This is a genomic window from Autumnicola aciditolerans, from assembly GCF_041679265.1.
Classification (GTDB): Bacteria; Bacteroidota; Bacteroidia; order Flavobacteriales; family Flavobacteriaceae; genus Autumnicola.
Window position 1 is genome coordinate 200,860 of record NZ_JBGFSM010000003.1, and the last position, 23,007, is coordinate 223,866.

A 23,007-nucleotide genomic window follows, 5' to 3' on the forward strand; every position below is an offset into this window, starting at 1 on the left:
TATAATTTTTATAATAAAAAATCATGGCAAAGATCAGGCACAACAATTTTCTGGATACCGTAGATGAAGTAATCACCAATGCAACTAAAGCTGGAGTCCTACACTTACATGCGGAGGGATCAGGATTAAATGGACGTAAGATAACAGTTAATGGAATAGAATCCTTCCATTTTGGAACCACTGGTTATCTTGGTCTCGAACAAGATCAGCGGCTTAAGAACGCCGCCATAGAGGCTATACAAAAATACGGCACCCAGTTTCCTCTTTCCAAGACTTATATCTCGCATCCCTTATATGCGAAATTAGAGCAAAAAATAGAATCTATCTACAACAACCCGATCCTTATAACTAAAAACAGTACACTAGGTCATATAGCCGTTATACCAACTGCGGTAAGGGACGATGATGCGGTAATCTTAGACCACCAGGTACACTGGAGCGTTCAAAATGCCGCTCAATTGCTTAAAATAAGAGGCATCCCTGTAAGCTTGATTCGCCATAATTCGCTGGATATGCTGGAAGATCGTATCAAGAAAATATCCGGAAAGGTTAAAAAAATATGGTATATGGCTGATGGGGTGTATTCCATGTATGGAGACTATGCTCCCGTAGAAGATCTTATAGCACTTAGTCATAAATATCCTCAACTGCATTTATATTTTGACGATGTGCACGGAATGAGCTGGAAAGGACATAACGGTAGTGGTTATATAATGGAAGTCCTGAAAGAATTACCTGAAAACATCCTGTTATTTGGAACCTTGAGCAAAACCTTTGGAGCCTCTGGTGCCGTTTTAGTTTGCCCCGATAAAACCCTATTTCGAAAAATCAAAAACTTCGGGGGTCCCCTCACCTTCTCTGCTCAATTAGAACCCAGTGCAGTTGCTGCTGCAAACGCTTCAGCCGATATCCACCTTTCCACCGAGATTTATACATTACAAAATGCATTGCAACTACGAATTAATTATTTTAATGAACTGCTTGCACAAACCAACCTGCCTTTAATATCCAAAAACGACTCCCCGGTTTTTTATATAGGTACCGGCTTACCCGCCACCGGATATAATTTTGTCAAGCGAATGCTGGATGAAGGATTTTTTGTAAACCTGGGATTATTCCCGGCGGTTCCGGTGAAAAATACAGGGGTAAGAATTACCATTTCCTGTCACAATGAATTAGAAGATATTAAAGCTCTTGTGGATGCCTTGGAGTATCATTATGAAAAAGCACTAAAGGCCACAAATAATACTCTGGAGAGGGTTGGAAAAGCTTTTAATATTCCTGTCAATCAAAAAATTACTAAAAGAGAATTAGATTTCGATTTATCAGTGATTTTTGCAGATAGTATTGAAGACATCGATCCAGAATTATGGAATAAATTACTCGGAAATCACAATATGCTCAATGTGGAAGGCCTGCAATTTTTGGAAAAATGCTTTTCAAATAATGACCGGAAAGAGCATAACTGGACGTTCCACTATTTTATAATTTCAGATCACAAGGGGTATCCAATTTTAGCCACATTTTTAACCAGTGGTTTATGGAAGAATGATATGCTTGCACCTGATTCGGTGTCTAAAGCCATTGAGAAAGACAGGCAAGCAGATCCTTATGCGATGACCACCAAGGTTCTTTCCATGGGATGTCTCTTCGCTGAAGGAACTCATTTGTATGTAGACCGTAAGCATTCAAAATCTGACGAAGCTCTAAAAGAACTGTTATATAGAATCGAAGAGCTGGGAGAAAAACTAGGTGTCGGAATGTCTGTACTGCGCGATTTTAAAAAGTCAACTCCATTGGCAGAACTGTTTCAAAAGGAGGGTTATATTCCCATCGCTATGCCTGACTCCTGCGTGATTAAGGATTTGAATTGGAACAGCGAAGAAGAATTTATCGAAACCTTAAGTTCCAGGTCCCGAAAACATTTTAGAAAAGAGGTTCAGCCATTTGAAGAAAAATTCAAGATTGCAATTATAGACTTTCCTACTTCAGAAAGGATTGAGAAGTATCATGAACTCTATAAAAATGTGAAAGCAAAGAATTTTGGGTTAAATACCTTTATTTATCCAAAGAAAGTATTTCAGAATATGGCATCCCATCCGGCCTGGGAGTTTATCGAATTAAAGCTTAAGCCGGAAAACCAAATTGTAGGGGTTATGTTTTGTTATAAAAATCCACATGGGATTTATATTCCCATTTTAATCGGGATGGATTATGACTATTCCAGGGAATTTCAGGTCTATCGCCAGTTATTATACCAGACCATTAAGAGAGCTAAGAACTTAAACTATAAAAAAATAGATCTAGGATTTAGCGCTTCCTTTGAAAAACGAAAATTTGGAGCAAAAATAATTGAAAAGCAAGCTTTTATTCAGGCTTCAGATAATTTTCAGTTGGAACAACTGGATATGATGAGAAATGAATTTTCATAAGTGATATAATAATTGCCCCCTACTTAGTCTTTGTAAAAAACCAAGCAATTTGAAGATCCCGTTACCACACTATTTTTTAATGATTCAAGGTAAGAATAAGATGTTTGACGATGTAATACATGAATTTCACAACGAACTTAACGCTACCGTTGTTCCTATACCTACTCCCCTAAAAAAAGCGGATAAGGGTATTGATATAGCTAACGGAACCTTATCTAAACTAAAGGAAATAGTAGAAAAAGAAGATTTTGAAAGTACCCCGGATGAAATAACCTTTTTCAAAAAAATCAAACCCTGCCCGATGAGTTACCTGATCTACTTTTCGGAGGTTAGGTCATGTGAGGTACGTAAACCAAAAGCAGGGAAAAATTTCCAGTATACCTTCTTTGAAAAAGAACTGCAGAAAATCAACAAATTTTTCTATAAGAACAACGATTTTGTGCAGTACATGGAACAGGGGCATGAATACCTGGATCATCAGCTCTTTACTAGACACCACCGAAAGAACTTTCCGTTCACTCCCATGATCAATTATTACCAGTATCCGGAGTTCTCAAGTTCACACGATATGTTATGGGCTAAAATACAGGCGATGTACCGACTTATTCATTATGTTCGGGAAGCCATGGAAACTATTAAACCTGGAAAACAGGATGCTTTCCTTGACAAAAAGCATAAAATCATGTTATGGTCTGGCTCTAAAACAGCTCTAGTGGAACTTATCTATGCCGTCTATGCTAATGGGGATCTTAATCACGGAGCAGTAGATATTAGTACAGTTACTTCTTCCTTTGAAGACTTCTTTAATATCAAGCTGGAAAATATTTATAAAACCTACTCTGAAATCAAGTCCAGAAAAGGTTCCAGGGCAAAATATTTGCAAAATCTTATCATTCGTCTGGAAGCTAAGATGAACCAGGATGATGAAAACTGAACTTTTCGTAGTCACTCGTAACTACGAAAAGCAGCATCCCCTCTTTCTATTCCATTTTTTCTGACATGAAACACCTGTTAAATCCTTTTTCGAGACCAAAACGCTCCAAATTCCATCAATATTTATTAAACGTTAAATTTTCTCGTAACTACGAAACATATAGGGAAAAATAACCATCAAACAGTACCAATTTAGTAGAACGAAAGTCAAACTCAGATAGGGGCTATCAATTAAAAAGCTTAAACCATTTGATAGTCCCTTTCTATTAAAAATGTTCTATTATGCCAACAAGTATTATTACCACAGACGACCTTCGGGAATTCAAAATGGAATTGCTCGAAGAACTAAGAAGTATTCTTTCCAAACAATCTTCCGGGACACTTAAACGCTTTTTAAAATCTTCCGAAGTTATGGATCTATTAAAAATTAGTCCTGGCACTTTGCAAAATTTTCGGATTAATGGTACGCTGCCTTATACCAAGGTAGGCGGGATTATTTACTATGATATCCAGGAGATCCACCGGGTGATGGATGAAAATAGGGTACGAACCAATTTTGATTTATAAAAGATGAATTATATAAAGCTACTTAACGCGGCTTTTTCAACATTCTTTTTTGATGACCGCCTGAACCCGACACATATCAGCCTATATATGGCTTTATTCCAGGAATGGAACAGCAGCCGTTTTGCCGATAGATTTTTTGTAAACCGCAGAGAACTAATGCGTGTGGCCAAGATAGGCTCAAAATCTACCTATCATCGCTGTATCACCGATCTGGATTCATGGGATTATCTCTCTTATTTTCCTTCCAATAATCCTTATAAAGGAAGTGAAATTAAGATGTCCATTTTCGGGACAACTGATGAACCGGTTGCGGGAGACTACGATCCCATATTGGAACAGGTTGCGGAACAGTACTATCCCATACGGGAACCAGTGATGTACCAGCACCATCCTATGAATGGACAGGTTGTGGACCCGCAGCGTCCCGTCAGTGGACAAGCATTGGTACCTTATATAAACAATACTAAACAAATAAACATTAATAAAAAGCCAAAGGGCAGGCAGGCCGTTTTAATTTTTTTTGAAGTTAAAGGTTTTCCTGCTGATGAAGGAAAAAAATTCTTCGAACATTACCAGGCTAATGACTGGAAAACAAGTGACGGAAACCAGGTACGGGACTGGCGGGCCTTAGCAATCCACTGGATGGAAAAAACCGAATTATTCAACGAGAAACAAAAGGAAACCAAAAAGAAAGCGTCCCATATTCGGGACAACCTGCGAACCACTAAACTCAAAGATTATGGACAACCCCTCTAAAATTGCCGAAGGAGGCATGGAATATTCTTTAGGGAAATTTGATGGAAAATCTGTGCAATATGATTTTCCTAAAATCCTGGTGTATCTAAATGCCAAAGGAAAACTCCTCTTTGGAGAAAAATTTAAAATCTACAAAAAGGATAAAGAAATTTTACTAAAGCTTTGCTCCTACTTTATTAAGGACAAAGAGAATTGCAGAAAATTTGGTATTGATGTAAATAAAGGAATCTTGCTTTCCGGACCCGTGGGATGTGGCAAAACGAGCCTTATGAAACTCTTACATTTCTTAGTGCCTCACCAGCGAAAATATGTAGTCATGCCCTGCCGTAATATAGTTTTTGCTTTTAATCATCTGGGTTACAAAACCATAGAAGACTATGGAGAAAGTAGTTTTTTCTGTTTTGATGATATGGGGGTAGAACCCATAGGACGCCACTACGGAAAGGATTGTAATGTAATCGGGGAAATCCTGCTCTCACGTTATGACCTTTTTCTTGAGACCAACCTAAAAACCCACGCCACTACCAATCTTAACGCCGAAGAACTGGAAGACCGCTACGGCAACCGGGTACGTAGCCGGATGAGGGAATTGTTTAATTTGATTGCTTTTGATACGCGGGCTGGGGATAAGAGAGTATAATCTGCTAAGATGCAAAACAAAATATGAGAATCCATAAGATTTATAATTAACACTTTATTATATTTATGGTGAATAAATAAGAGAATTGATTTTAGTTGAGAGCTAATGAATTATCATTAGCTTTTTTATTGCTTCAAAGCTATTGAAAGATATTTAAAATGTATATACGTTCACTATCCATAAGAAATTTTAGAAATTTCTATAAGTCAAAATTCATCTTCAAGAAGGGGATAAATACTATCATTGGAGAGAATGGCTCTGGTAAAACAAATTTGTTTTTTGCCTTACGGGTCCTAATTGACGATAAACTTCCAAGGTATATCAGGTTTCATAAATCTGACTTTAATAGAGGCCTAGGAAAATGGGCTGGTCATTGGATGATTCTATCAGTAACTTTTGAAGAACTGGATGCAAGTGAAGAAGCCCAAGTGCTTGCTGTTCAATCTTCAGGGAATATGGACGGAAGTAAAAAAACTGGAAGTTATGCGGTCTATTTTAGACCGAAATATCAATTTAGGAAAGAACTTTATGATTACTCGCAAACACCTGATAAGAGTGTAGAAGGACTTCAACTTTATCTCGATAAGCTTACCATCGATGATTATGAAACATCATATCTATGCAGGGGTACTGGAGATTTTAGCGACGACGACATTTACAAAAAATATGTTGGCGATTTTGAAGCTGTTGAATTTCCCAATCCAGATGATAAGGAAGAATTGATTTTTGGAACGTTTCTACCAAGAGAAATTAGCGTGCACAATGAAGTTTCCTGTACGTTTATCAAGGCACTTCGTGATGTTGAAAGCGACTTACGTTCTTATTCCACTAATCCTTTAATAAACTTGCTAAGAGGAAAAGAAAAAACGGTCGAGGTATCTAAACAAACCGATATAATTGAAAGCATCGACAAACTCAATGACCAGATTAGCTCTCTTAAAGAAGTGAAAGAGGTTAAAGACGGAATTGATAAAAGTATTAAGGAGGCTGTGGGCACAACGTATGGGCCAAATATCGATGTAAAATCTGAACTTCCTAATGATATGGAAAAGCTACTACAGTCCCTAAAGTTATGGGTTGGCGACCCAGACGAAGAAGGCTATATGGGCAAAATATGGGAGCTTAGTCTAGGTGGTGCAAATATGATTTACCTATCACTTAAATTATTAGAATATGAAAAAATTAGGACTGATAGAATCGCAAATTTTCTGCTAATAGAAGAACCTGAAGCGCATATTCATACACACATTCAAAAAACATTATTTGATAATGTGCAAACAAACAAAACCCAAGTTATTATTTCAACACACTCTACGCATATTTCATCTGTTAGCCGTATAAGTTCAGTAAATATTCTAAGTAGAGGGAATAAGCAAACATTGGTATATCAACCATCAAACAATCTCGATGATGAGTTTATTGAAAGAGCTGAGAGATACCTAGATGCCATTAGAAGCAACTTGCTTTTTGCAAAAGGGGTTGTGCTCGTTGAAGGCGATGCGGAACAAATTCTCATACCTCAAATGTTCAAAAAGGCCTTTGGGATTTCGCTAGATGAAATTGGTGTTAGTCTTGTAAATATTGGAAGTACCGGTTTTAAAAATGTAGCAAGACTTTTTCACAAGGATAGAATTCAAAAAAACTGTGCTATTCTCACCGACCTAGATGCGAGCATAGTTGATTTACCTGTCAACCAAGACGATGATTCTACATATCAAAAACATTGCAGGGCCTCTCAGGCTAGTGGGGCAGAAAGAAAGGTAAAGCTGGATAAGTTTTGCAAGAACAACGATTTTTTGAATCCCTTCTACTCAGATTATACATTTGAGGTTGATTTTCTTATGAATGGCAATAGTCACGAATTCATAGAATCGCTTGATGAAATTTTCAAGCAGCAAGCAGCTAAAGATTCATCAAAGAAAAAATTGAAAGATAAATCAGTTTCAGTTGCTGGCGTAGAGGTCTTAAGATTGGCCGATAAAAAAGGTAAGGGATGGCTGGCTCTGGTGGTTGCTGACAATTTAGTGTATAACACCTATATTCCTGATTACATCCTCAGAGCAGTAGCATTTGCTTCTTCCCATTTAAACAATGCATCGAAGGCTAAAACTGCCAAATACAGATTACATGAAATTAGCCGTAGTAAATCCAATAAGTATTATGATACTGCAAAAAAAGCAAGTTTTAAAGGCAAGGAAGACCAAGAGATTATCGATGAATTTGCAACCCTATTTTCCGATGACCAATTTACCAAATTCTTATCGTATTTATGATTTTAGATACTCTAAGCGACCAGCAAAAGGATGCCGTTGTTAAGGATGGTAATGTACTTCTAACTGCTTGCCCAGGGAGTGGAAAAACCCGCGTAATTATACATAAACTCGCCTATGCTTTAGAAAGCATTGATGAAGACAGTAAACAAAGAATAGTTGCGCTTACTTTTACCGTAAGGGCTTCTGAAGAAATATATCGCAGATTAAATGCAATGGGTATCAATAGTAAACGAGTTTGGTCTGGCACTTTGCATTCGTTTTGCCTTGAGTGGATTATCAAACCTTATTCCTGCTATTTGCCAGAACTTGAAAACGGATTTTTAATAGCAGACGAAACTTATGCCTCTGAAATCATAAGTGAACTTAAGGAAAAGCACAAATTAAAACCTATTGACCCAATTAATTTCAGATTTAATAGAGACGGCACATTTGCAGAGCCAAAAATAATTCAGAAAAGAGTTCTTAAAGATTACCATGAAAGATTGCAAGCGGAGAAATTAATTGATTTTGAACTTCTACTGTATTACTCTTACAAGCTCTTAACCAATCATCCGAAAATAAAAAAAACGCTATCAAATATTTTCAGCCTTATATGTGTTGACGAATATCAGGATACACAGGATTTGCTTTACGCAATTATTTCTTCTATCGTAACGACCGGAGAAGGCAGTACACACCTTTTTTTAGTGGGAGATACAGACCAAGCTATCTATGCTTCTTTGGGTGGCGTTGCCAAGAGTCTAGAAGAAATACAGAATGAGTTGAATAATTTGCCTATTGAACAGCTTACACTTTCTGGAAACTATAGGTCAACTCAAAAAATTATTGATTTTTATTCTATTTTTCAAACAAACCCAATTAAAATTGAAGCAATCGGTGCCAACAAAGACGCTGATGGCTTAATAACTTACAACGATACCGTTGACAAAGGACATTTGGTTGATGAGATAGCACGACTTATAAAACATAGCTTGGATAATGCAATTCCAGAGGATGAAATTTGCGTATTGGTACCGCAATGGTGGTTAATTACCACAATAACAAAACAGCTTAGGGCAAAACTAACAGATGTAAACTTTGATGCTTCTGGTTTAGCACCAATGTCAAAAAACCGAAACAACATCTGGTATAAATTATCAAGGTTGTTCTTAACACAACCAAAGCCAAAAATATATTCATTGCGATACAAATGGTGTACTGAAATTATCGAAAATTTTAAAGAACATACCAACACAGAGTTCAATGAACAATATCAGACAGAGAGAAATGTATTAAGACTGATTAATTCGATAACATCCGATGAAACGGAAGGCATCGATTATCTAAATGATTGCTTTGACCAATTTCTTGATGCTGTTGGTATTGACCAAAATATTCACGAGCAACTTCTTATAAATCGCAAGACTTTTTTTGATGTCATAAAAAGCCGTCTAGAAGACCCAACCTTTCAAGTACCAAGTGATATAGAATCTTTTATGAGTTTTTACAGGGAAATGTCAGGCGTGGTCATTAACACTTGTGTCGGTGTAAAAGGAGAAGAGTTTGAAACTGTTATTGCTTATGGCCTGTTGAAAGGTTATGTTCCTCATTGGAATGACATTTTTAATGCAGACCCTGTGGCAGCTTCCAAAAAACTACTTTATGTCATCTGTTCAAGAGCCAAGACCAATTTACATTTAATATCAGAAACAGGCAGACAAACTAGAGCTGGAAATCCACTAGAGATTACACCAGAATTACAGGGATTAGATTTTGAATTTGATGAAATTTAAAATGCCCAATTATTTTAAAAAATAGTGATATACAGTAATGAAGCATATTGACGTCAAACAGAAATCACTAGAAATTCAAAAAATAATATCTAGATATAAGAAAGAGAGTTTCGTGTGCTTTTTTGCTGATTTTATAAGACATCATCCGGAAAGAGGAAATATTGGTTTTTCGGAAAAATTCAAATCCAAGCTAAAGGATTCTTTATATCTTATAATGTTAAGGTTATCAAACTCAATTGAAGGTAATGAAGAACTTTATTATTCTAAGGAAAATGATTTAGTTCTTCAAAGAGTGGCAGATATTCTCTTGGAGATAGTTAGTTTCTATCTATCTGAAAACTATTCTGAAGACATATTTAAGGATATTTCTGATAAGAGGCAACAACTACTTGTGCACGAAATGGCATTCAAAAATTACTTTCAAAATGGCATACTAAACTATAGTGAACAGGAAATAAATAAGATAATAAGGTTATTCAAGCCTTATCAAGACAAAATCCAGGAAAGATTAAAAATAGACTAAAAGACGCTAATTGATTTATGCAATCATTCAGAATTACTCTACCGTGAAAAATCCATTAAGTCTAAATCATTTATATTGGATAAAAATTTTGATAAACTGGCTAGACTTTCTGCTAATGGGCTTTTGGAAGAGAATGAATTTACAGAAAGATTGTCAAAACTATCAGATGACACCCAAGAGAGTTTTTTAAGTTTTTGTGAAAAGCCTCACCAATGCTTACTTTTCACAAAACAAGACTATTCCTCTAATTTCAAGATAAACCATATTGACATCTTCTGTAAACTATTTTCGATTGATATTAAAGATATACACAACAACTTATTTTATTCACAGCAAAACCCTTTGGAGCGAAGACCTATCATAAGGCTTAAAAATGACAATTATTTACACGTTTGTCAAAAACAACTGCCTTCTGCTTTATATGACTTGCTTTATGAGACTCTTACCAAGTCGAAAAAAGAAAAAGAACAACTAAATCTTAGAAGAGGGAAGGTTGTTTTGGAAAGCCATACCTTAATTATATTCAAAAAATTCTTCAAGAAGTCAAAAAGGGTGAAAATCTTCACTAACTATTACCTAAATAACCTACCTGAAGAAAAAGACATACTAATTTTGGTCGATGGTAACACCTATATCATTGAGTGTAAATCCTCTAGGTACAGAGAACCAAGACGAGATACTGAACAGGCATACAAAAGAATCAAATCAGATTTTAAGGAATGTATCCAGAAAGGTTATGGCCAATGTTATCAAGTAGAGCAGGAATTATTGAATAACAAAACTGTTACCGTAAGCTATAAGAATGAGCACGAAGTACTTGAGACTAATAATATTAGTGAGATTTTTTCAATTGTAGTTACTTCAGAGAGGTTTGCTTCTATACAAACCGATTTAGGCTTATTGCTGAAAAAAGAAAACGATGAAGACCCGTATCCGTGGTCCATATATTTAGATGATTTAGAAACTTTTTTGAAAACACTTTACATAAACTCAAATAATCCCTCTAGAAAGTTTTTTGAATTTTTGGAACACAGAGAGCTATTGCACGGAAGATTAATAACCAATGACGAGTTAGATTTGTGTGCAATGTTTTTGAAAAACCCAAAACAATTCAAAGAAATCTGTAAAAGTGAATACGTTGTATTTACAGATCCAACATTACAGGATTATTTTGACAAGCTATATTTTAACAAAAAACTAAAATTTAAAGCAGAAGATTTGTAATGAATGTAAATGATGGTATTTCAGGAATAATCAATCATAATGGAGAAGTTATTCAAATTAAATTGGATATTAATTATCCTAAAATTAGTGGTTTTATCAAAAACCTTAAAAATCTAGTTTTCGAAATTGATTATGCTGAATTTGGAAACGTATTGAGAATTTATTTAATAAAGGTCTATACAAAAGAAAATGAGGAATTAGGAACAAAAGCAATAGCTTATTTTGAAGATTGGGGTCGTAAAGCTGGATTTAAAAAAATTGTAGGCGAATTAGTAGATTGTAGAGATTCCTCAAACCCTGTCAAATTAAAAAATTTCTATTTAAAGAATCAATACTGTATTGAAGATACAGATGATGATTATATTTATGCTAACATCTCCAAGTCATTAATTTAAATAATTCTCTAGTAATTACGATGATAATTTTGGCAATTTCAATAAACAACTCCTTCATAATGCTTTATATAAATAGGTGTTTAATCTCATTAAAATGGTCAGTGCTATTTTTTTAATATTTTTAAGTGCTAAAATATAATCTGATTCATCGATGTTGCTCAAAAAACCCAACTCTATTAGCACAGAATTACAATAGTCCAACGTTTCCCGAAGCACCTGAAAATTCGAAAACTTCACTCCCCTACTCTCAAAACCCAAACTCTTATTTAGTTCATCTTGAATTAGAAACGCAAGCCAGGTAGCCTCATCTGAATACTTAGCTTTAGAATTAGCTACATAAACTTCAATCCCTCGCGCATTTGGATTATCCGAATGATTGCAATGCAAGGACACAAATAAATCGGCTTTTAGGACCTTGGGCTGTTTCGACCTATCCGATAAAGAAATGAGCGTATCCTTGTATCTGGTCAGATAAATGTCCAGGGGTTCATTTAATTCTTTATTTAACCTCAAAATTTCATTTGCAATATTCAACACCACATCCTTTTCCTGAATACCATTTATTCCAACGGCACCGGAATCTTTTCCGCCGTGTCCCGGATCAATAACTATTATTTTTTGATCTGGTCTTCCCTGCCCGAAAATGAGACATATTTTCAAGAGTAAAATCACAAAACTGACGTTTTTAAGGGCGTTTTTCATTTTCAGTTTTCGGGTTATCAACAACTTACTTATTGAAATTCATAGAATTTGATGTCAAATAGCAGTATCGGAATTCAAACTAAACTAATTAATATTTTATTCACAAATAACTGATTTGCAGGTATTTAAAGCCAAATATATGTAATTTTCCTTGAACGAAAACAACACAAAAATCTAAACTGTTCCGTTATGAAAAAATCAATTTATTTGGCAACTTTTGTTTCACTGCTCACAACATCCCTTTTTGCCCAGATCGGAGGAATCGAAGACTCCGTTAATGATGTTTCCGATACTGTTAGAACCATCTTCCCTATTATCCTTGGGGTTATTTTCCTTATTGGATTTCTTTTTAATGCCGGACATTTCTTTGGCGAAAATTCCGATCTCAAAAAAGGGATTACCCGTGTGCTGGTCTTTGTACTCATTGCGGGAGCGGTAGTCGGCATCTTTACCTATCTAATCACCATTGTTGTGTAAGCCCCTAAGATGCTTTTAAAACTATGCTTTATGAAAAAATTCGAGGTTTACAGAAATATGAGAAAAACGGCGATCATTTTTGGATTGCCTTTGTCCCTGTTTGCAATGATGATGGTTTCCATAGTGGCTTCACTCCTGGTCATTATCTTCTCCTTCAGCTTTGGTATTATCATAGGAGTCTTAAGCTTCAATTCTGCCTTTTATATCGTTTTAACGAGGATAACAAACAATCCCCAACTCTTCCAACTGGAAGGTTCCTTCCCTAACATCGTCAGTAACCGAAAAAATTCAGGCTTATATTATGAAAAGGATTAACCTATCAACATACCGGCCTATCGCGGATGTGCAGGATAATATCATTTTTGCCAACAATGGCAATGTGGTCCTGTGCTATGAAGTGGTACTGCCTGAAATATATTCCCTATCCGAAAAAGATTTTGAGGATATCCATAGCGCCTGGTTTCAGGCGTTGAAATCGCTTCCAGTTGGCACGGTCGTTCACAAGCAGGACATCTATATAAAGAAAAAGTATTCTTCGGATAAATTGTCGAATCAAACTTTTTTGGAAAAGGCTACCCATGATCATTTTAAAGGAAGGGAATATATGCAGCATCGTTGTTTCTTATTCTTTATCCTAACCAAAAACAAGGCTCTTAATAATCCAAAATATGTCAATCCGTTTCGCAATATCTCAAAGGCGGTTGTCAGGGAACTTGATGATAGCGTAAACAGTTTTATCGGTGCCGTTAGCGATTCTGTTTCCTTTATCAATAACAGTCGTAAAACAGAACTTGTTTCGCTTAAAGCAGAGGAAATAGAGAACCTGACCAACGGCTATTTCAATGGCTTTAATGAAGGCTTTGATACCGATATCTTACTGGACAAAAAGAATGTGAATATAGGAGAAAACTATTTTGATGCACTGGCCATTAACAGTGAACTCTGCTTTGGTGAAAGCGTACAAAGTAGCAAGACCAATGAGAAATTTACTTCAGACGATTTTGTGTTTCACCAGGGCTTTATTGATGGATTAGGGCTTACCCTGAATGAAAACCATATCGTCAACCAGATTTTATACCTGGATGATAAACATAAGTGGCGCAAGCTGCTGGATAAAAAGGTCGAAGAGTTAAAAAAGAGTTCCAATTTTGGTTCGCAGAACAAAGTGGTGCTTGGCAAAATCCAGCATATCCTGGATCAGATTAATGCCGATGACAACGCTCGCATAATACGTGGTCATTTAAACATTATCTATTGGGATCGTGAAGCTAAAAATCTGGACAGGATTGCTTCAAAGATTAAAACCGAATTCAAAGAACTGGATATCCTGCCCTACTATCCCAGAGGTGAGGAACGTAAAAATTATATACTTAACAGTTACTGCTGCTTTTCCTCCAACTTTTCCAACGAAGATTTATATGTAACCGATTTAAAACATGCTCTATGCCTGTTTATTAATAATACGAATTATAAGTCCGATGCTACCGGTATCATTTTTAATGATCGGGAACATAATATCCCCGTTCTCAAAGATGTCTGGGACGAGAAAAAGAAACGGATCAAGGCACGAAATTTTGCCATTTTTGCCCCAACCGGTGAAGGCAAATCTTTTTTGGCCAATAACATCCTGCGACAATATTTTGAAAGTGGTGTCCGCCTGGTCATTATTGACTTAGGAGGTTCCTACACCAAATTCGCTAAACTATATCCCGGAAAATATACCGTGCTACGTTACGAAAGCGGTAAAAATTTAGGTATCAACCCCTTTTATATTAGCAACCATAATGATCTAAGCCCGGAACGTCTGGAAGATTTATCGGTGTTCCTGTTTGAATTGTTCGCTTCAGATTTGACGGTAACCAAGGCACAATCGGTTTCTATCAAAAAGATATTACGCCACTATTATGAATCCACTCCTGGGAACCATTCTTTGGATGGCTTTTATCATTTCATCGAAAGCAATCAAAAAGACCTTCTTAGTAAACTTAAAATCCATCCCGACTACTTCAATATTACTAACTTCCTGCACATAATGTCGGAGTATGTTGGCGATGGTCTATATAGCTTCCTTTTTGAGGTCAGCGAAGACCAGACCTATAAAATCGAGGACAAACGCCTAATCGTTTTTGAACTGGATGAAGTAAAGGATAACAAAGAAATCCTTTCGGTAATGTTGAAGCTAATCAAGTCGGCTATTCAAAGAACGATATGGAAAAACCGTTCGGAAAAAGGCATCATACTTTTTGATGAATTCGCTAAGCAACTAAAGTTCAAAAACGTTCTGGAAAGCGTTGAATTTTATTACCAGGCGATCCGTAAACAGAATGGTGCTATCGGAATTATTTTACAATCTATCAACCAGCTTCCGAACAATTCAACTTCAGCGAGTATCCTGGAGAACACACAGGTCATCTACAGTCTTCATAATGAAAAAGGATATGAGGAGCTGGTGAGACGATTAAACCTCTCCAAACATGATCTCAACCAGTTAAAGTCTATTAAGAACAATCTTACCGGACCCAGAAAATACACCGAGATTTTTATAAAGATCGGCAAGCAAAGCAATGTGTTTCGACTGGAAGTACCACAAGAAGTATATGCAGCTTACTTGACTGATGGACAAGAAAATGACACCATAATGAAGCTTTATGACAAACATAAATCTATGGAACAAGCAATAATTGAATTCACCTCTAAAACTTAAAACTATGCAAAACAACATCAGAATTTTAGTAATGGCAATAGCTTTTGCCCTATTAATGCCTGGCCGTGCTACGGCACAGGGGATGCCGGTTTATGACAACACCAATTTTATTAGCCTGGCCAAGTCACTAATCGAATCGGCGAAACAAACCTCCCAACTACTTAAAACGGTTGAATTCCTCAAACAGCAAAAAGAGAATCTGGAAAAAGTAAATAACGTGGTCAAGCAACTGAAAGCGGTTCGGGAAATTGCGGCCAACAATGAGCGACTTTTTGATGTAGTACGCGATGACTTAAGAGAAATCCTGAATTCCCCATATATCAAACCCGAGGAGGTAACTCGTATTTCAGATTCTTTTAATGCCATTATAGAAAATTCCCTGGACGATCTGGACTTTATAGAGCAGATCTTATCCAGCGATTACCTGAAAATGACCGATGCAGAACGGGCTGCTATTTTAAAAGAAAAAGAGCTTCAATCCAAAGAAATGGTTTCAGAAATCCAACTGAAAACCCAGCGCTACCGTGACATCATTTCTTTTAGGGAAATGCAGGACAAGATCAATAACCGGGAAACAGACTATTAAATAAAGGTTATGGGCATTTTTTTAGGAATAGGATTGGAATATGTAGATGCTGTTTTTCAGGTTATAAAAGACAGTGACTTTTCGCAGTACACCATTGCCGGAATGAAAACACTGGCCGTGCTTTTCTTCCTGATCAATATTCTAAAAAAATATAATGAAGGGATTGCGGATAAGGAAGGCTATACATGGGGGCTCAGCCCGGGGGAATTGGCTAAGAATTTTGCGGTGGTATTGTTGGTCATATTTTCAACGCAGGTACTTGGCTTTTTTGATAGTATCCTGGTGGCCATAGAATCCCAGTACAAGGATACGGCACCCGCCCTTATTCCGCTTCAGCTTCAGGATATTGATTTGGAAACCGATGTGGGTGCCTGGGATGCTGCGACCAAAGCAATGTCCTTGCTTTATGATGCACTGGTAACCCCCTTGTATCCGGTAAAGGTAATTTCTTTTGTGATCGGTTTGTTCCTATGGGTATTGGACCTTTTCATTTATCCGCTCTTTTTAGCTGAACGTTATTTTTTGCTCGGGATCATGCAGGCGTTTTTTCCACTGGTAATTAGCCTGGCGGTATTTGAAAAATTCAGGGAGATGGCCTATAATTTTTTTAAGCTTTATGCTGCGGTTTATATGCTGGTCCCCGCCTTCTTTTTAGTCAACATCTTTGTGAATAATCTTTATGCGGAAATCAATACAAATTTCTGGTCAAATCTATTAGGAAACTCTACCGATAATAACATCATTAAAATCATTGTGGAGGCAGGATCTATCGGTTTCATCGTTTTTCTGAAATTCAAGCTCTATCGCCGTGCTACATCATTCACATTTAAACTTTTCACTTCTTAATTCAGAAAAAATATAACAAATATGAGAACAGCTTACAGAAATATCTATTCAGTCCTAAAAATCAATCGGTTTATAGTAATGATGGTTGTACTTCTTGCCCTGGGATCAAGTGGCTTCTCGGGATTGATGGTGTATGACATATACCGAAAATCCATGAACAATGCATTCGCCATCAATACTGATGGATCGGTGATTCCCCTTAAATGGGTCGCCCAACAGGAGAATTTAGAAGTTGAAGCCCTTGCCCATCTGGAACTCTTTCATACCTACTTCTATAATATAGATGCCAGCAATTATGAAAAGAACTTGGAAAAAGCATTATGGCTGGGCAATAGCTCAGTGGATAACCTCTATCGGCAAAAGAAAGCCGACGGGGTCTATAACCGGTTGATACAATATTCCCTTGTTCAAAAAGTGCGGAGTATTGAATCTGAACTTGACTTATCAAGCGAACCCTATCAATTCAGGACCCGCACTATTTTTGAAATCAACAGGGGTACTATAACAGATACCTACGAACTGGTATCTACCGGAAACTTACTAGTTGTAGATCGCAATTTTCCAAATAATACACACGGACTTCTTATCACGAATTATTTTGAAAACTCCCTTAAAAAACTCAATAATGAAAATTGAAAAAAATAAAATCGTATTTGCTTCGGTACTAGCCGTAGTGATCCTATTTATTGTGGCATATTCATTTACAATAATGTCTGACGATGATAATGAAAATGATAACCTAAGACAAACTACCATTCCTGAAATAGGCAATGAGCAGGAAGAATATTTTTCAAAACTGGATGCTATCAATGCCTTAAAAGAAGTGAAGGAAACCAATGCGCCCAGCATCTATGATGAAAGCTTGATAGACTCCGCCGGCTTTTACGATCCAGACTTGATAGATAAAGAAAAACAGCGCATTGTTGATAGTATATACAATTCCGGGCGCATCAGTTATTCAGACAATCCTTATCGGAGTGCAGCTTCAGTAATCATTAAAAAAGAAAAATCTGAAATAGATTCCACTTTACCTAAAGCGCCTACGGTAATTTCTGTTAAAGAAATAGGTTTGGAACACCAGCTCTTTTTTAGTTCAAACCCCTCAGAAAATCCGGGACAGACTCCATCAAATATAGATAACATGATCTACGCTGAAGTTGATGGAACACAGGTGGTTAAACAAAATTACAGGTTACGTATGAGGTTGAGTGAAGATGCCAGAATTAATGGGATACTTATCCCAAAAAACACACCCGTTTTTGGTTTTATAAGCTTTCAGCCAAACAGGGCCTTGATAGACATTGAGAATATCAACCACAAACCGGTAAAACTCAAGGCATATGATCTTCAGGATGGTAGCGAAGGGATCTATGTGGAAAACAGTTTAAGAGCCGATGCTACCCGGGAAGTTCTAGATGACCTTGTACAGGACATTAATATTACCGGGGTACCACAAGTAAGCGGTATCAAAAAAGTATTTCAACGTGATAACCGGAACATCAAGGTGACGGTAACCAATACTTATAAACTCATTTTAAAAGCCCCAGGGCATTAATTCAAAATATTATGAAAAATCTAATCATTGCTTTAAGCATACTGAGTGCTGTTCCTTTCGGAAATCTGAATGCTCAGGAGGAATTATCAAGGCTTCCTAAAACCCTTATTTTGGATACAATCTATGCCAACGACACAAAGAATGTCGCCCTGTTTTTTCCTGATCCTATTAAACAGGGAATAACCGGTTCAGAAAATTTTGTATTTACCTATAATAGAGAGAAGGAACAGTATTTTGGATTATTGCAGGCCACACCGGGAGAAGATAGTAATTTACTCATAATCAATACAAATGGTGCTGTATTTTCGTATATTGTAAGGTATAAAGAGCAACTAACTAAACTAAATTATTTCGTTTCTAATACAGAAAATATAGGGAATGAAAAGCCTCTTGTAATAGTTCCTGAACTGAATGACAGTTTAGACACTAACATTGATAGTAGCGAACTATATTATAATAGGTTTAGTGAATTTCTTATTGACAGAAATCAGAAGATTGTCAGGATAAAAAAACGTGTTAATGGAATTGTCTTAAGTGTAGAAAATATAGTATTTGATAGGTCAGCACTGTATTTCGTTATTGAAATCGAGAATACCTCTTCCCTGGATTATGATCTTAATTTTCTAAAATTTTTTACAGAAACAAAGAAACAAGGGAAAAGAAAATCAATTCAAAAATTGGAAAAACAGCCAGTTTATACACATCAGGTACCATTCAAAGTTTCAGAAAATGAAACGAGAAGAATGGTGTTTGTACTTCCCAAGTTTTCTTTGGGAGATGATAAAAAATTAGTAGTTGAACTCAATGAACAAAACGGAGAACGAAGTTTAAAATTAAATGTAAAATCAAAATTTATTAATAATCCTAATTAGTATAGTTATGAAAAAACTAATCTGTCTTTTGATCCTTATATCTGGGATTTCCTGTTCCGAAGGTGATCAAATGTCCCACACTGAAACAGCTAAGTTGGTTTCGGAAAGCTTTATAAATAAGGATAATGGCACTTTGGAAAAATACACTACTCCACAACGTTATCGGTCTCTGGTCTCGGTTCAGGACATGGTTACTTCCACATATTCAGGCAATACAAATTTTAAGGTAGTTCGGGATACGGTGTATAACGATACGGCCTGGATAAAATTTACGACTTCACACGAACAAAAACCCGAGACTTTTAAATTGATAAAAGAAGGCGGCCAATGGAAAGTAACAGAAACCGGTTTACGGGAAAAAAGTCCGTTCTAAAAGTTATTTTACGGAATGAATATTTTAATATATTTAGAAGGTTTTTCTTTATTTGATTACTGATAAAACAATCGACGATTTTACACTGCTATATTAACTTGAAAATCTTATGTGATTTCCGCCCATGAATAAATCATACCTAATCCTGTCTTTATTATTCCTCTTTATTTATTCCGGTTGTTCAAAAGATGATGATCTTCCAGAGAGTAATAAGGACGGTTTTTATTCCAATACGTTAGTAAACGCTAATCCATCTCTTTTATCTGGAACCTGGTCTATATTTCAAGGTTCTTATGAAGGTAATCTCGTAGATATTCCGGCTACCTATCAGGAATGCGGCAGGGATTTTTTTCAGTTTATTGAAAATGGTCTGTATAAAGAGTATATTTTAACTACCAGTTATGAATGTCAAAGACAGATCACTGATTTTCAGTGGGATCTAAATGATGGGATTATTTCAATTTCAAATGCTGTGGGCCAGAGTGATGAAATGGTAATTACTGAATTAACTTCTGAAAAATTAACCTTCAAAATAAAGATTGATATTGATGACGACGGCGAACTGGATATTCTTACTCTTCTGGCAAAGCGGTATGCCCCGCCAAATGATATAGATTTATACTCTTATACTTTTCAGCCTGCCCCAGTCGATTCCAGCGACGATAAAATTAAATTCACCTGGCAACCTTATTCCGGTTTCTATGAATTTGAAAAATATGAAGTTTATCGTAGTATAAATGGCTGTACTAAAACCAGTGCTGAATTATTAGCTACTATTCATGATGTTTCCACCAATTTCTTTATCGATGAAGATCCTTTAGCCCAGGATAATATTTGTTATTTTTTGAAAATATACAATGAAAAAGGGCTTTTGGGAGAAAGTCAAGTTATTGAATTTTTTACTGAATATTTAAGACCAACTAAAGTTGGGTTTTCAACCGTAAATCCTTCCAATACTGAAATCGATTTGCACTGGCAGCCATATCAGGGGAACTACTTTTCTCATTATGAGATCACTGTAAGGAATTATACAGGGGGCACCGGGTCTGGATATCAGGAATATCCGGTAAAAATTATCAATGATATAGAAACAACCAGTTATGTGGATAAAGATCCTCCGTATTTAATGGATCCGGTTTATGCGATCTATTCCTACGATATTTTCGGGAATAGAAGTTCTGAACCCTATACCAATGAAAATGTATGGGAACTTGACTGGTCACGTCCTGAAGTCCTTAAATTTAGCAGTATAGATTTGATAAGCATAGATAAAGATCAACCTGAAATTTATTTGTACGGAAAAGAAAAGAATGGTAATTATAATCTAATCAAGTTCAACTATCAGAACCAGCAAATATCTGCTACTGCCAATAAAGTACCTGATTTAATGAACAGTATCAATATGCGTGTTTATGAAACAGGGAATGGAAAGGAATTGTTTTTTCCGCAGGGTAATGGATTAGCAGTTTATGATGCCACCAATCTATCGTTTAAATATAAAATTGTTCCTCAAAGGTCTTTGGGATTCTATGATTTTGTATATCTGGGTGACAATCTCTTTGCCTTTACAGATAGTGATATTATATATACCTATAAGCGGTTCAATGGAAATCTCGAATATATAGACCAGAAAAATCATTTTTCAACTCATTTTGGATCGTATAATTATCATTTGATAGCTCTTAAAGATAAACAGTTGCTTGTTGGACATTTCTATGAACCTAATAGTTATAAATTTTCAATTTCTGAAACCGGAAAAATTTCTGAAGCTGAAATAGTGAATATTCCTATTAAGTCTCATTATGTAAAAAATACTTTTTATAGTGCAGAAAGGAATTATATTATTAACCTTTTGGAAAACAAATTATATTCAACACAAACTTTTAATTTAAAGGATTCATTTGAAAAGCCTTATTTTCCATCGGGTATTAGCAGGAATGGAAACCTGATATTCGGCTCTAACAATGACCCGGAATGGTATCCGGAAAATGAAACTATTCATGAAAAGAAAGCGCGGATTTATAATCTTACTACCGGGCAGTTAAATACTATTGAAACAAAAGGCTACCCACTTATGCTATTTGAAAATAGTACTGGACAGATTATTAGTATTTCATCAGGATTTAAGCGTCCAGGACTCGACCAGTCCATGCCCAAGCCGGATATTTTTGTAGAAGTGGTAAGATGATTTTAATTGAGAATATATCTTTATACCTTATAACTTCTTACTATATTTTGACACCGTCATTTTAGTATTTATCCGTTAAGTATACCGAAAAAAGGTATAAAATTAGAATAAATACTATATTTTGATTAGAATAATTATAAAAGCATTCCTTTTTATGCATGAAAATATGCAATAACCTATGGGTTTTTCATCTAAATACATATTTTCAAATTCACACTTTGGACTTCTCTTTTTATACTAGTGCTCAAAATTTCTAAAGCAAAAAAGTGTTCTAAAATTTTCACGTTCTATTTTAAAAATTTTAGTAAAAAATCTTTTCTTACTGGTAAAAATTAACTTCATGACAAGAACTTACACGAAAACAATTGAACGAAGACAAATTGAAAAATTTATATCTAACAAAAGTCATGGAATAGACTTCATTTTGCTTGAAGAATATGAAACTCCCGATTTTATCGCTAAAACATTGGATACAAAAATTTCTATTGAACATACGAGATATATTGATGAGAAAAACAAAATGATAGAAAGATATCGACAACAAATTATAGATGCTGCCCGTGAGAGATTTGAGAGAGAGGTCGGAGTTAATCTACAAGTTTCATTTCGATATTCACACAATCCAATGGACAAAGAGCATAAAAAACAGTTTTATATTGATATGTTATTTGATATGGTAAATAAAATTTACCAAGTCAACAAAGAGTATAAGTTTCGAGTTTCAACCTCTAAAATGAAAGTTGAAAACAAATACATTGACAGCTTAACTGTTCAGTCAGAAACTACTTGGAGTAACTGGCAATCCACAGGAGCCTTTCTTGTTAAACCAGCCGATTATAAACAAGTTCAAAAATATATAGATAAAAAGTCCGCTTTGATCTGCAATTACCCTATCGACATAGATGAAAAATGGCTTGTAATAATAGCTGGCATAGGTTACAGATCGTCAGGTTTCCGTTTTGATTTATTGGACTGCAGTAACCTTTCCAGAAAAAAGTTCAACCGAGTATTTTTTTTTGATGAACGAACTGAAAAAATTATTGAGCTTTTGTAGAAATATAAATGATTTTTATTAAGGGATTAAACGAAAAAGAATTGTTTATCATTTTTAGAAAATGGATCTATTTCTAATTAAATTTTTAATACTTCTTCAGTGGTTTCAAACCATTTTATTTCAAAATTTAGTATT

Annotated in this window: 22 protein-coding genes; 21 read left to right on the forward strand and 1 reads right to left on the reverse strand. The window is 35.6% G+C overall.

What is annotated here, in order from left to right; all coding sequences use genetic code 11:
• The first annotated feature begins 23 nt into the window (after positions 1–23).
• From AB8M93_RS04350 to AB8M93_RS04395, 10 genes are all read left to right on the forward strand, one after another.
• The gene (locus tag AB8M93_RS04350; protein ID WP_373056351.1) at positions 24–2,432 is read left to right on the forward strand and encodes an aminotransferase class I/II-fold pyridoxal phosphate-dependent enzyme; all 2,409 of its coding nucleotides are present in this window, start codon (positions 24–26) and stop codon (positions 2,430–2,432) included.
• 79 nt (positions 2,433–2,511) lie between these two features.
• Positions 2,512–3,366, forward strand: a complete 855-nt coding sequence (locus tag AB8M93_RS04355; RefSeq protein ID WP_311534257.1) for an RteC domain-containing protein — start codon at positions 2,512–2,514, stop codon at positions 3,364–3,366.
• A 281-nt stretch (positions 3,367–3,647) separates the two neighbouring features.
• Positions 3,648–3,932 (forward strand): helix-turn-helix domain-containing protein, encoded by a 285-nt coding sequence (locus AB8M93_RS04360; protein ID WP_373056352.1) that lies wholly within the window; start codon positions 3,648–3,650, stop codon positions 3,930–3,932.
• Positions 3,933–3,935: 3 nt separating this feature from the next.
• Entirely contained in the window at positions 3,936–4,688 is a 753-nt protein-coding gene (locus AB8M93_RS04365; RefSeq protein WP_241551328.1) for a hypothetical protein, read from the forward strand.
• Positions 4,672–5,328 carry a P-loop NTPase family protein gene (locus AB8M93_RS04370; protein WP_373056353.1) on the forward strand — a complete coding sequence of 219 codons (657 nt, stop codon included), beginning with the start codon at positions 4,672–4,674 and terminating at the stop codon, positions 5,326–5,328. Before AB8M93_RS04365 ends, AB8M93_RS04370 begins: the two co-directional genes overlap by 17 nt.
• Positions 5,329–5,486: 158 nt before the next feature.
• Positions 5,487–7,601 carry an ATP-dependent nuclease gene (locus AB8M93_RS04375; RefSeq protein ID WP_373056354.1) on the forward strand — a complete coding sequence of 705 codons (2,115 nt, stop codon included), beginning with the start codon at positions 5,487–5,489 and terminating at the stop codon, positions 7,599–7,601.
• Positions 7,598–9,373, forward strand: coding sequence for a UvrD-helicase domain-containing protein (locus AB8M93_RS04380; RefSeq protein WP_373056355.1), 1,776 nt, complete (start codon positions 7,598–7,600; stop codon positions 9,371–9,373). Before AB8M93_RS04375 ends, AB8M93_RS04380 begins: the two co-directional genes overlap by 4 nt.
• Positions 9,374–9,410: 37 nt before the next feature.
• Positions 9,411–9,896 (forward strand): hypothetical protein, encoded by a 486-nt coding sequence (locus tag AB8M93_RS04385; RefSeq protein WP_373056356.1) that lies wholly within the window; start codon positions 9,411–9,413, stop codon positions 9,894–9,896.
• 75 nt (positions 9,897–9,971) lie between these two features.
• Positions 9,972–11,120 carry a hypothetical protein gene (locus AB8M93_RS04390; protein WP_373056357.1) on the forward strand — a complete coding sequence of 383 codons (1,149 nt, stop codon included), beginning with the start codon at positions 9,972–9,974 and terminating at the stop codon, positions 11,118–11,120.
• Positions 11,120–11,515, forward strand: a complete 396-nt coding sequence (locus tag AB8M93_RS04395; protein ID WP_373056358.1) for a hypothetical protein — start codon at positions 11,120–11,122, stop codon at positions 11,513–11,515. Before AB8M93_RS04390 ends, AB8M93_RS04395 begins: the two co-directional genes overlap by 1 nt.
• A gap of 54 nt (positions 11,516–11,569) precedes the next feature.
• Here AB8M93_RS04395 and AB8M93_RS04400 read toward each other — a convergent pair whose 3' ends face one another.
• On the reverse strand, positions 11,570–12,217 hold the full coding sequence (locus AB8M93_RS04400) for an N-acetylmuramoyl-L-alanine amidase family protein (RefSeq protein ID WP_373056359.1): 648 nt from the start codon (positions 12,215–12,217) through the stop codon (positions 11,570–11,572).
• Between the two features lie 189 nt (positions 12,218–12,406).
• Between AB8M93_RS04400 and AB8M93_RS04405 the strand changes: the two genes are divergently transcribed.
• The 11 genes from AB8M93_RS04405 to AB8M93_RS04455 all read left to right on the forward strand — a co-directional run bounded on the left by AB8M93_RS04405 (position 12,407) and on the right by AB8M93_RS04455 (position 22,872).
• Entirely contained in the window at positions 12,407–12,694 is a 288-nt protein-coding gene (locus tag AB8M93_RS04405) for a hypothetical protein (RefSeq protein ID WP_373056360.1), read from the forward strand.
• A gap of 30 nt (positions 12,695–12,724) precedes the next feature.
• Complete coding sequence (locus AB8M93_RS04410; RefSeq protein WP_373056361.1) at positions 12,725–13,009, forward strand: hypothetical protein; 285 nt, start codon at positions 12,725–12,727, stop codon at positions 13,007–13,009.
• Positions 12,996–15,398 carry a TraG family conjugative transposon ATPase gene (locus AB8M93_RS04415; RefSeq protein WP_373056362.1) on the forward strand — a complete coding sequence of 801 codons (2,403 nt, stop codon included), beginning with the start codon at positions 12,996–12,998 and terminating at the stop codon, positions 15,396–15,398. Before AB8M93_RS04410 ends, AB8M93_RS04415 begins: the two co-directional genes overlap by 14 nt.
• Positions 15,399–15,402: 4 nt before the next feature.
• Positions 15,403–15,984 carry a conjugal transfer protein gene (locus AB8M93_RS04420; RefSeq protein ID WP_373056363.1) on the forward strand — a complete coding sequence of 194 codons (582 nt, stop codon included), beginning with the start codon at positions 15,403–15,405 and terminating at the stop codon, positions 15,982–15,984.
• A 9-nt stretch (positions 15,985–15,993) separates the two neighbouring features.
• Positions 15,994–16,830: a hypothetical protein gene (locus AB8M93_RS04425; RefSeq protein WP_373056364.1), complete on the forward strand. Its 837-nt coding sequence runs from the start codon at positions 15,994–15,996 to the stop codon at positions 16,828–16,830.
• Positions 16,831–16,851: 21 nt separating this feature from the next.
• Positions 16,852–17,466 carry a conjugal transfer protein TraK gene (locus tag AB8M93_RS04430; RefSeq protein ID WP_373056365.1) on the forward strand — a complete coding sequence of 205 codons (615 nt, stop codon included), beginning with the start codon at positions 16,852–16,854 and terminating at the stop codon, positions 17,464–17,466.
• Positions 17,456–18,385, forward strand: a complete 930-nt coding sequence (gene traM / locus AB8M93_RS04435; RefSeq protein WP_373056366.1) for a conjugative transposon protein TraM — start codon at positions 17,456–17,458, stop codon at positions 18,383–18,385. The genes AB8M93_RS04430 and traM overlap by 11 nt, the downstream gene beginning before the upstream one ends.
• 11 nt (positions 18,386–18,396) lie before the next feature.
• On the forward strand, positions 18,397–19,257 hold the full coding sequence (locus tag AB8M93_RS04440) for a DUF4138 domain-containing protein (RefSeq protein ID WP_373056367.1): 861 nt from the start codon (positions 18,397–18,399) through the stop codon (positions 19,255–19,257).
• Between the two features lie 7 nt (positions 19,258–19,264).
• A complete protein-coding gene (locus tag AB8M93_RS04445) occupies positions 19,265–19,630 on the forward strand; it encodes a nuclear transport factor 2 family protein (RefSeq protein ID WP_373056368.1) in 366 nt (121 codons plus the stop codon).
• A gap of 124 nt (positions 19,631–19,754) precedes the next feature.
• The gene (locus AB8M93_RS04450; RefSeq protein WP_373056369.1) at positions 19,755–21,818 is read left to right on the forward strand and encodes a lipocalin family protein; all 2,064 of its coding nucleotides are present in this window, start codon (positions 19,755–19,757) and stop codon (positions 21,816–21,818) included.
• Between the two features lie 340 nt (positions 21,819–22,158).
• Positions 22,159–22,872, forward strand: a complete 714-nt coding sequence (locus AB8M93_RS04455; RefSeq protein WP_373056370.1) for a hypothetical protein — start codon at positions 22,159–22,161, stop codon at positions 22,870–22,872.
• Positions 22,873–23,007: the final 135 nt, after the last annotated feature.

Excerpts from the sequence above, each read along its gene's own strand:
- AB8M93_RS04350 (WP_373056351.1), top strand. The coding sequence starts at position 24 with ATGGCAAAGATCAGGCACAACAATTTTCTGGATACCGTAGATGAAGTA.
- AB8M93_RS04355 (WP_311534257.1), top strand. The coding sequence starts at position 2,512 with ATGATTCAAGGTAAGAATAAGATGTTTGACGATGTAATACATGAATTT.
- AB8M93_RS04360 (WP_373056352.1), top strand. The coding sequence starts at position 3,648 with ATGCCAACAAGTATTATTACCACAGACGACCTTCGGGAATTCAAAATG.
- AB8M93_RS04365 (WP_241551328.1), top strand. The coding sequence starts at position 3,936 with ATGAATTATATAAAGCTACTTAACGCGGCTTTTTCAACATTCTTTTTT.
- AB8M93_RS04370 (WP_373056353.1), top strand. The coding sequence starts at position 4,672 with ATGGACAACCCCTCTAAAATTGCCGAAGGAGGCATGGAATATTCTTTA.
- AB8M93_RS04375 (WP_373056354.1), top strand. The coding sequence starts at position 5,487 with ATGTATATACGTTCACTATCCATAAGAAATTTTAGAAATTTCTATAAG.
- AB8M93_RS04380 (WP_373056355.1), top strand. The coding sequence starts at position 7,598 with ATGATTTTAGATACTCTAAGCGACCAGCAAAAGGATGCCGTTGTTAAG.
- AB8M93_RS04385 (WP_373056356.1), top strand. The coding sequence starts at position 9,411 with ATGAAGCATATTGACGTCAAACAGAAATCACTAGAAATTCAAAAAATA.
- AB8M93_RS04395 (WP_373056358.1), top strand. The coding sequence starts at position 11,120 with ATGAATGTAAATGATGGTATTTCAGGAATAATCAATCATAATGGAGAA.
- AB8M93_RS04400 (WP_373056359.1), bottom strand. The coding sequence starts at position 12,217 with ATGAAAAACGCCCTTAAAAACGTCAGTTTTGTGATTTTACTCTTGAAA.
- AB8M93_RS04405 (WP_373056360.1), top strand. The coding sequence starts at position 12,407 with ATGAAAAAATCAATTTATTTGGCAACTTTTGTTTCACTGCTCACAACA.
- AB8M93_RS04410 (WP_373056361.1), top strand. The coding sequence starts at position 12,725 with ATGAAAAAATTCGAGGTTTACAGAAATATGAGAAAAACGGCGATCATT.
- AB8M93_RS04415 (WP_373056362.1), top strand. The coding sequence starts at position 12,996 with ATGAAAAGGATTAACCTATCAACATACCGGCCTATCGCGGATGTGCAG.
- AB8M93_RS04420 (WP_373056363.1), top strand. The coding sequence starts at position 15,403 with ATGCAAAACAACATCAGAATTTTAGTAATGGCAATAGCTTTTGCCCTA.
- AB8M93_RS04425 (WP_373056364.1), top strand. The coding sequence starts at position 15,994 with ATGGGCATTTTTTTAGGAATAGGATTGGAATATGTAGATGCTGTTTTT.
- AB8M93_RS04430 (WP_373056365.1), top strand. The coding sequence starts at position 16,852 with ATGAGAACAGCTTACAGAAATATCTATTCAGTCCTAAAAATCAATCGG.
- traM (WP_373056366.1), top strand. The coding sequence starts at position 17,456 with ATGAAAATTGAAAAAAATAAAATCGTATTTGCTTCGGTACTAGCCGTA.
- AB8M93_RS04440 (WP_373056367.1), top strand. The coding sequence starts at position 18,397 with ATGAAAAATCTAATCATTGCTTTAAGCATACTGAGTGCTGTTCCTTTC.
- AB8M93_RS04445 (WP_373056368.1), top strand. The coding sequence starts at position 19,265 with ATGAAAAAACTAATCTGTCTTTTGATCCTTATATCTGGGATTTCCTGT.
- AB8M93_RS04450 (WP_373056369.1), top strand. The coding sequence starts at position 19,755 with ATGAATAAATCATACCTAATCCTGTCTTTATTATTCCTCTTTATTTAT.
- AB8M93_RS04455 (WP_373056370.1), top strand. The coding sequence starts at position 22,159 with ATGACAAGAACTTACACGAAAACAATTGAACGAAGACAAATTGAAAAA.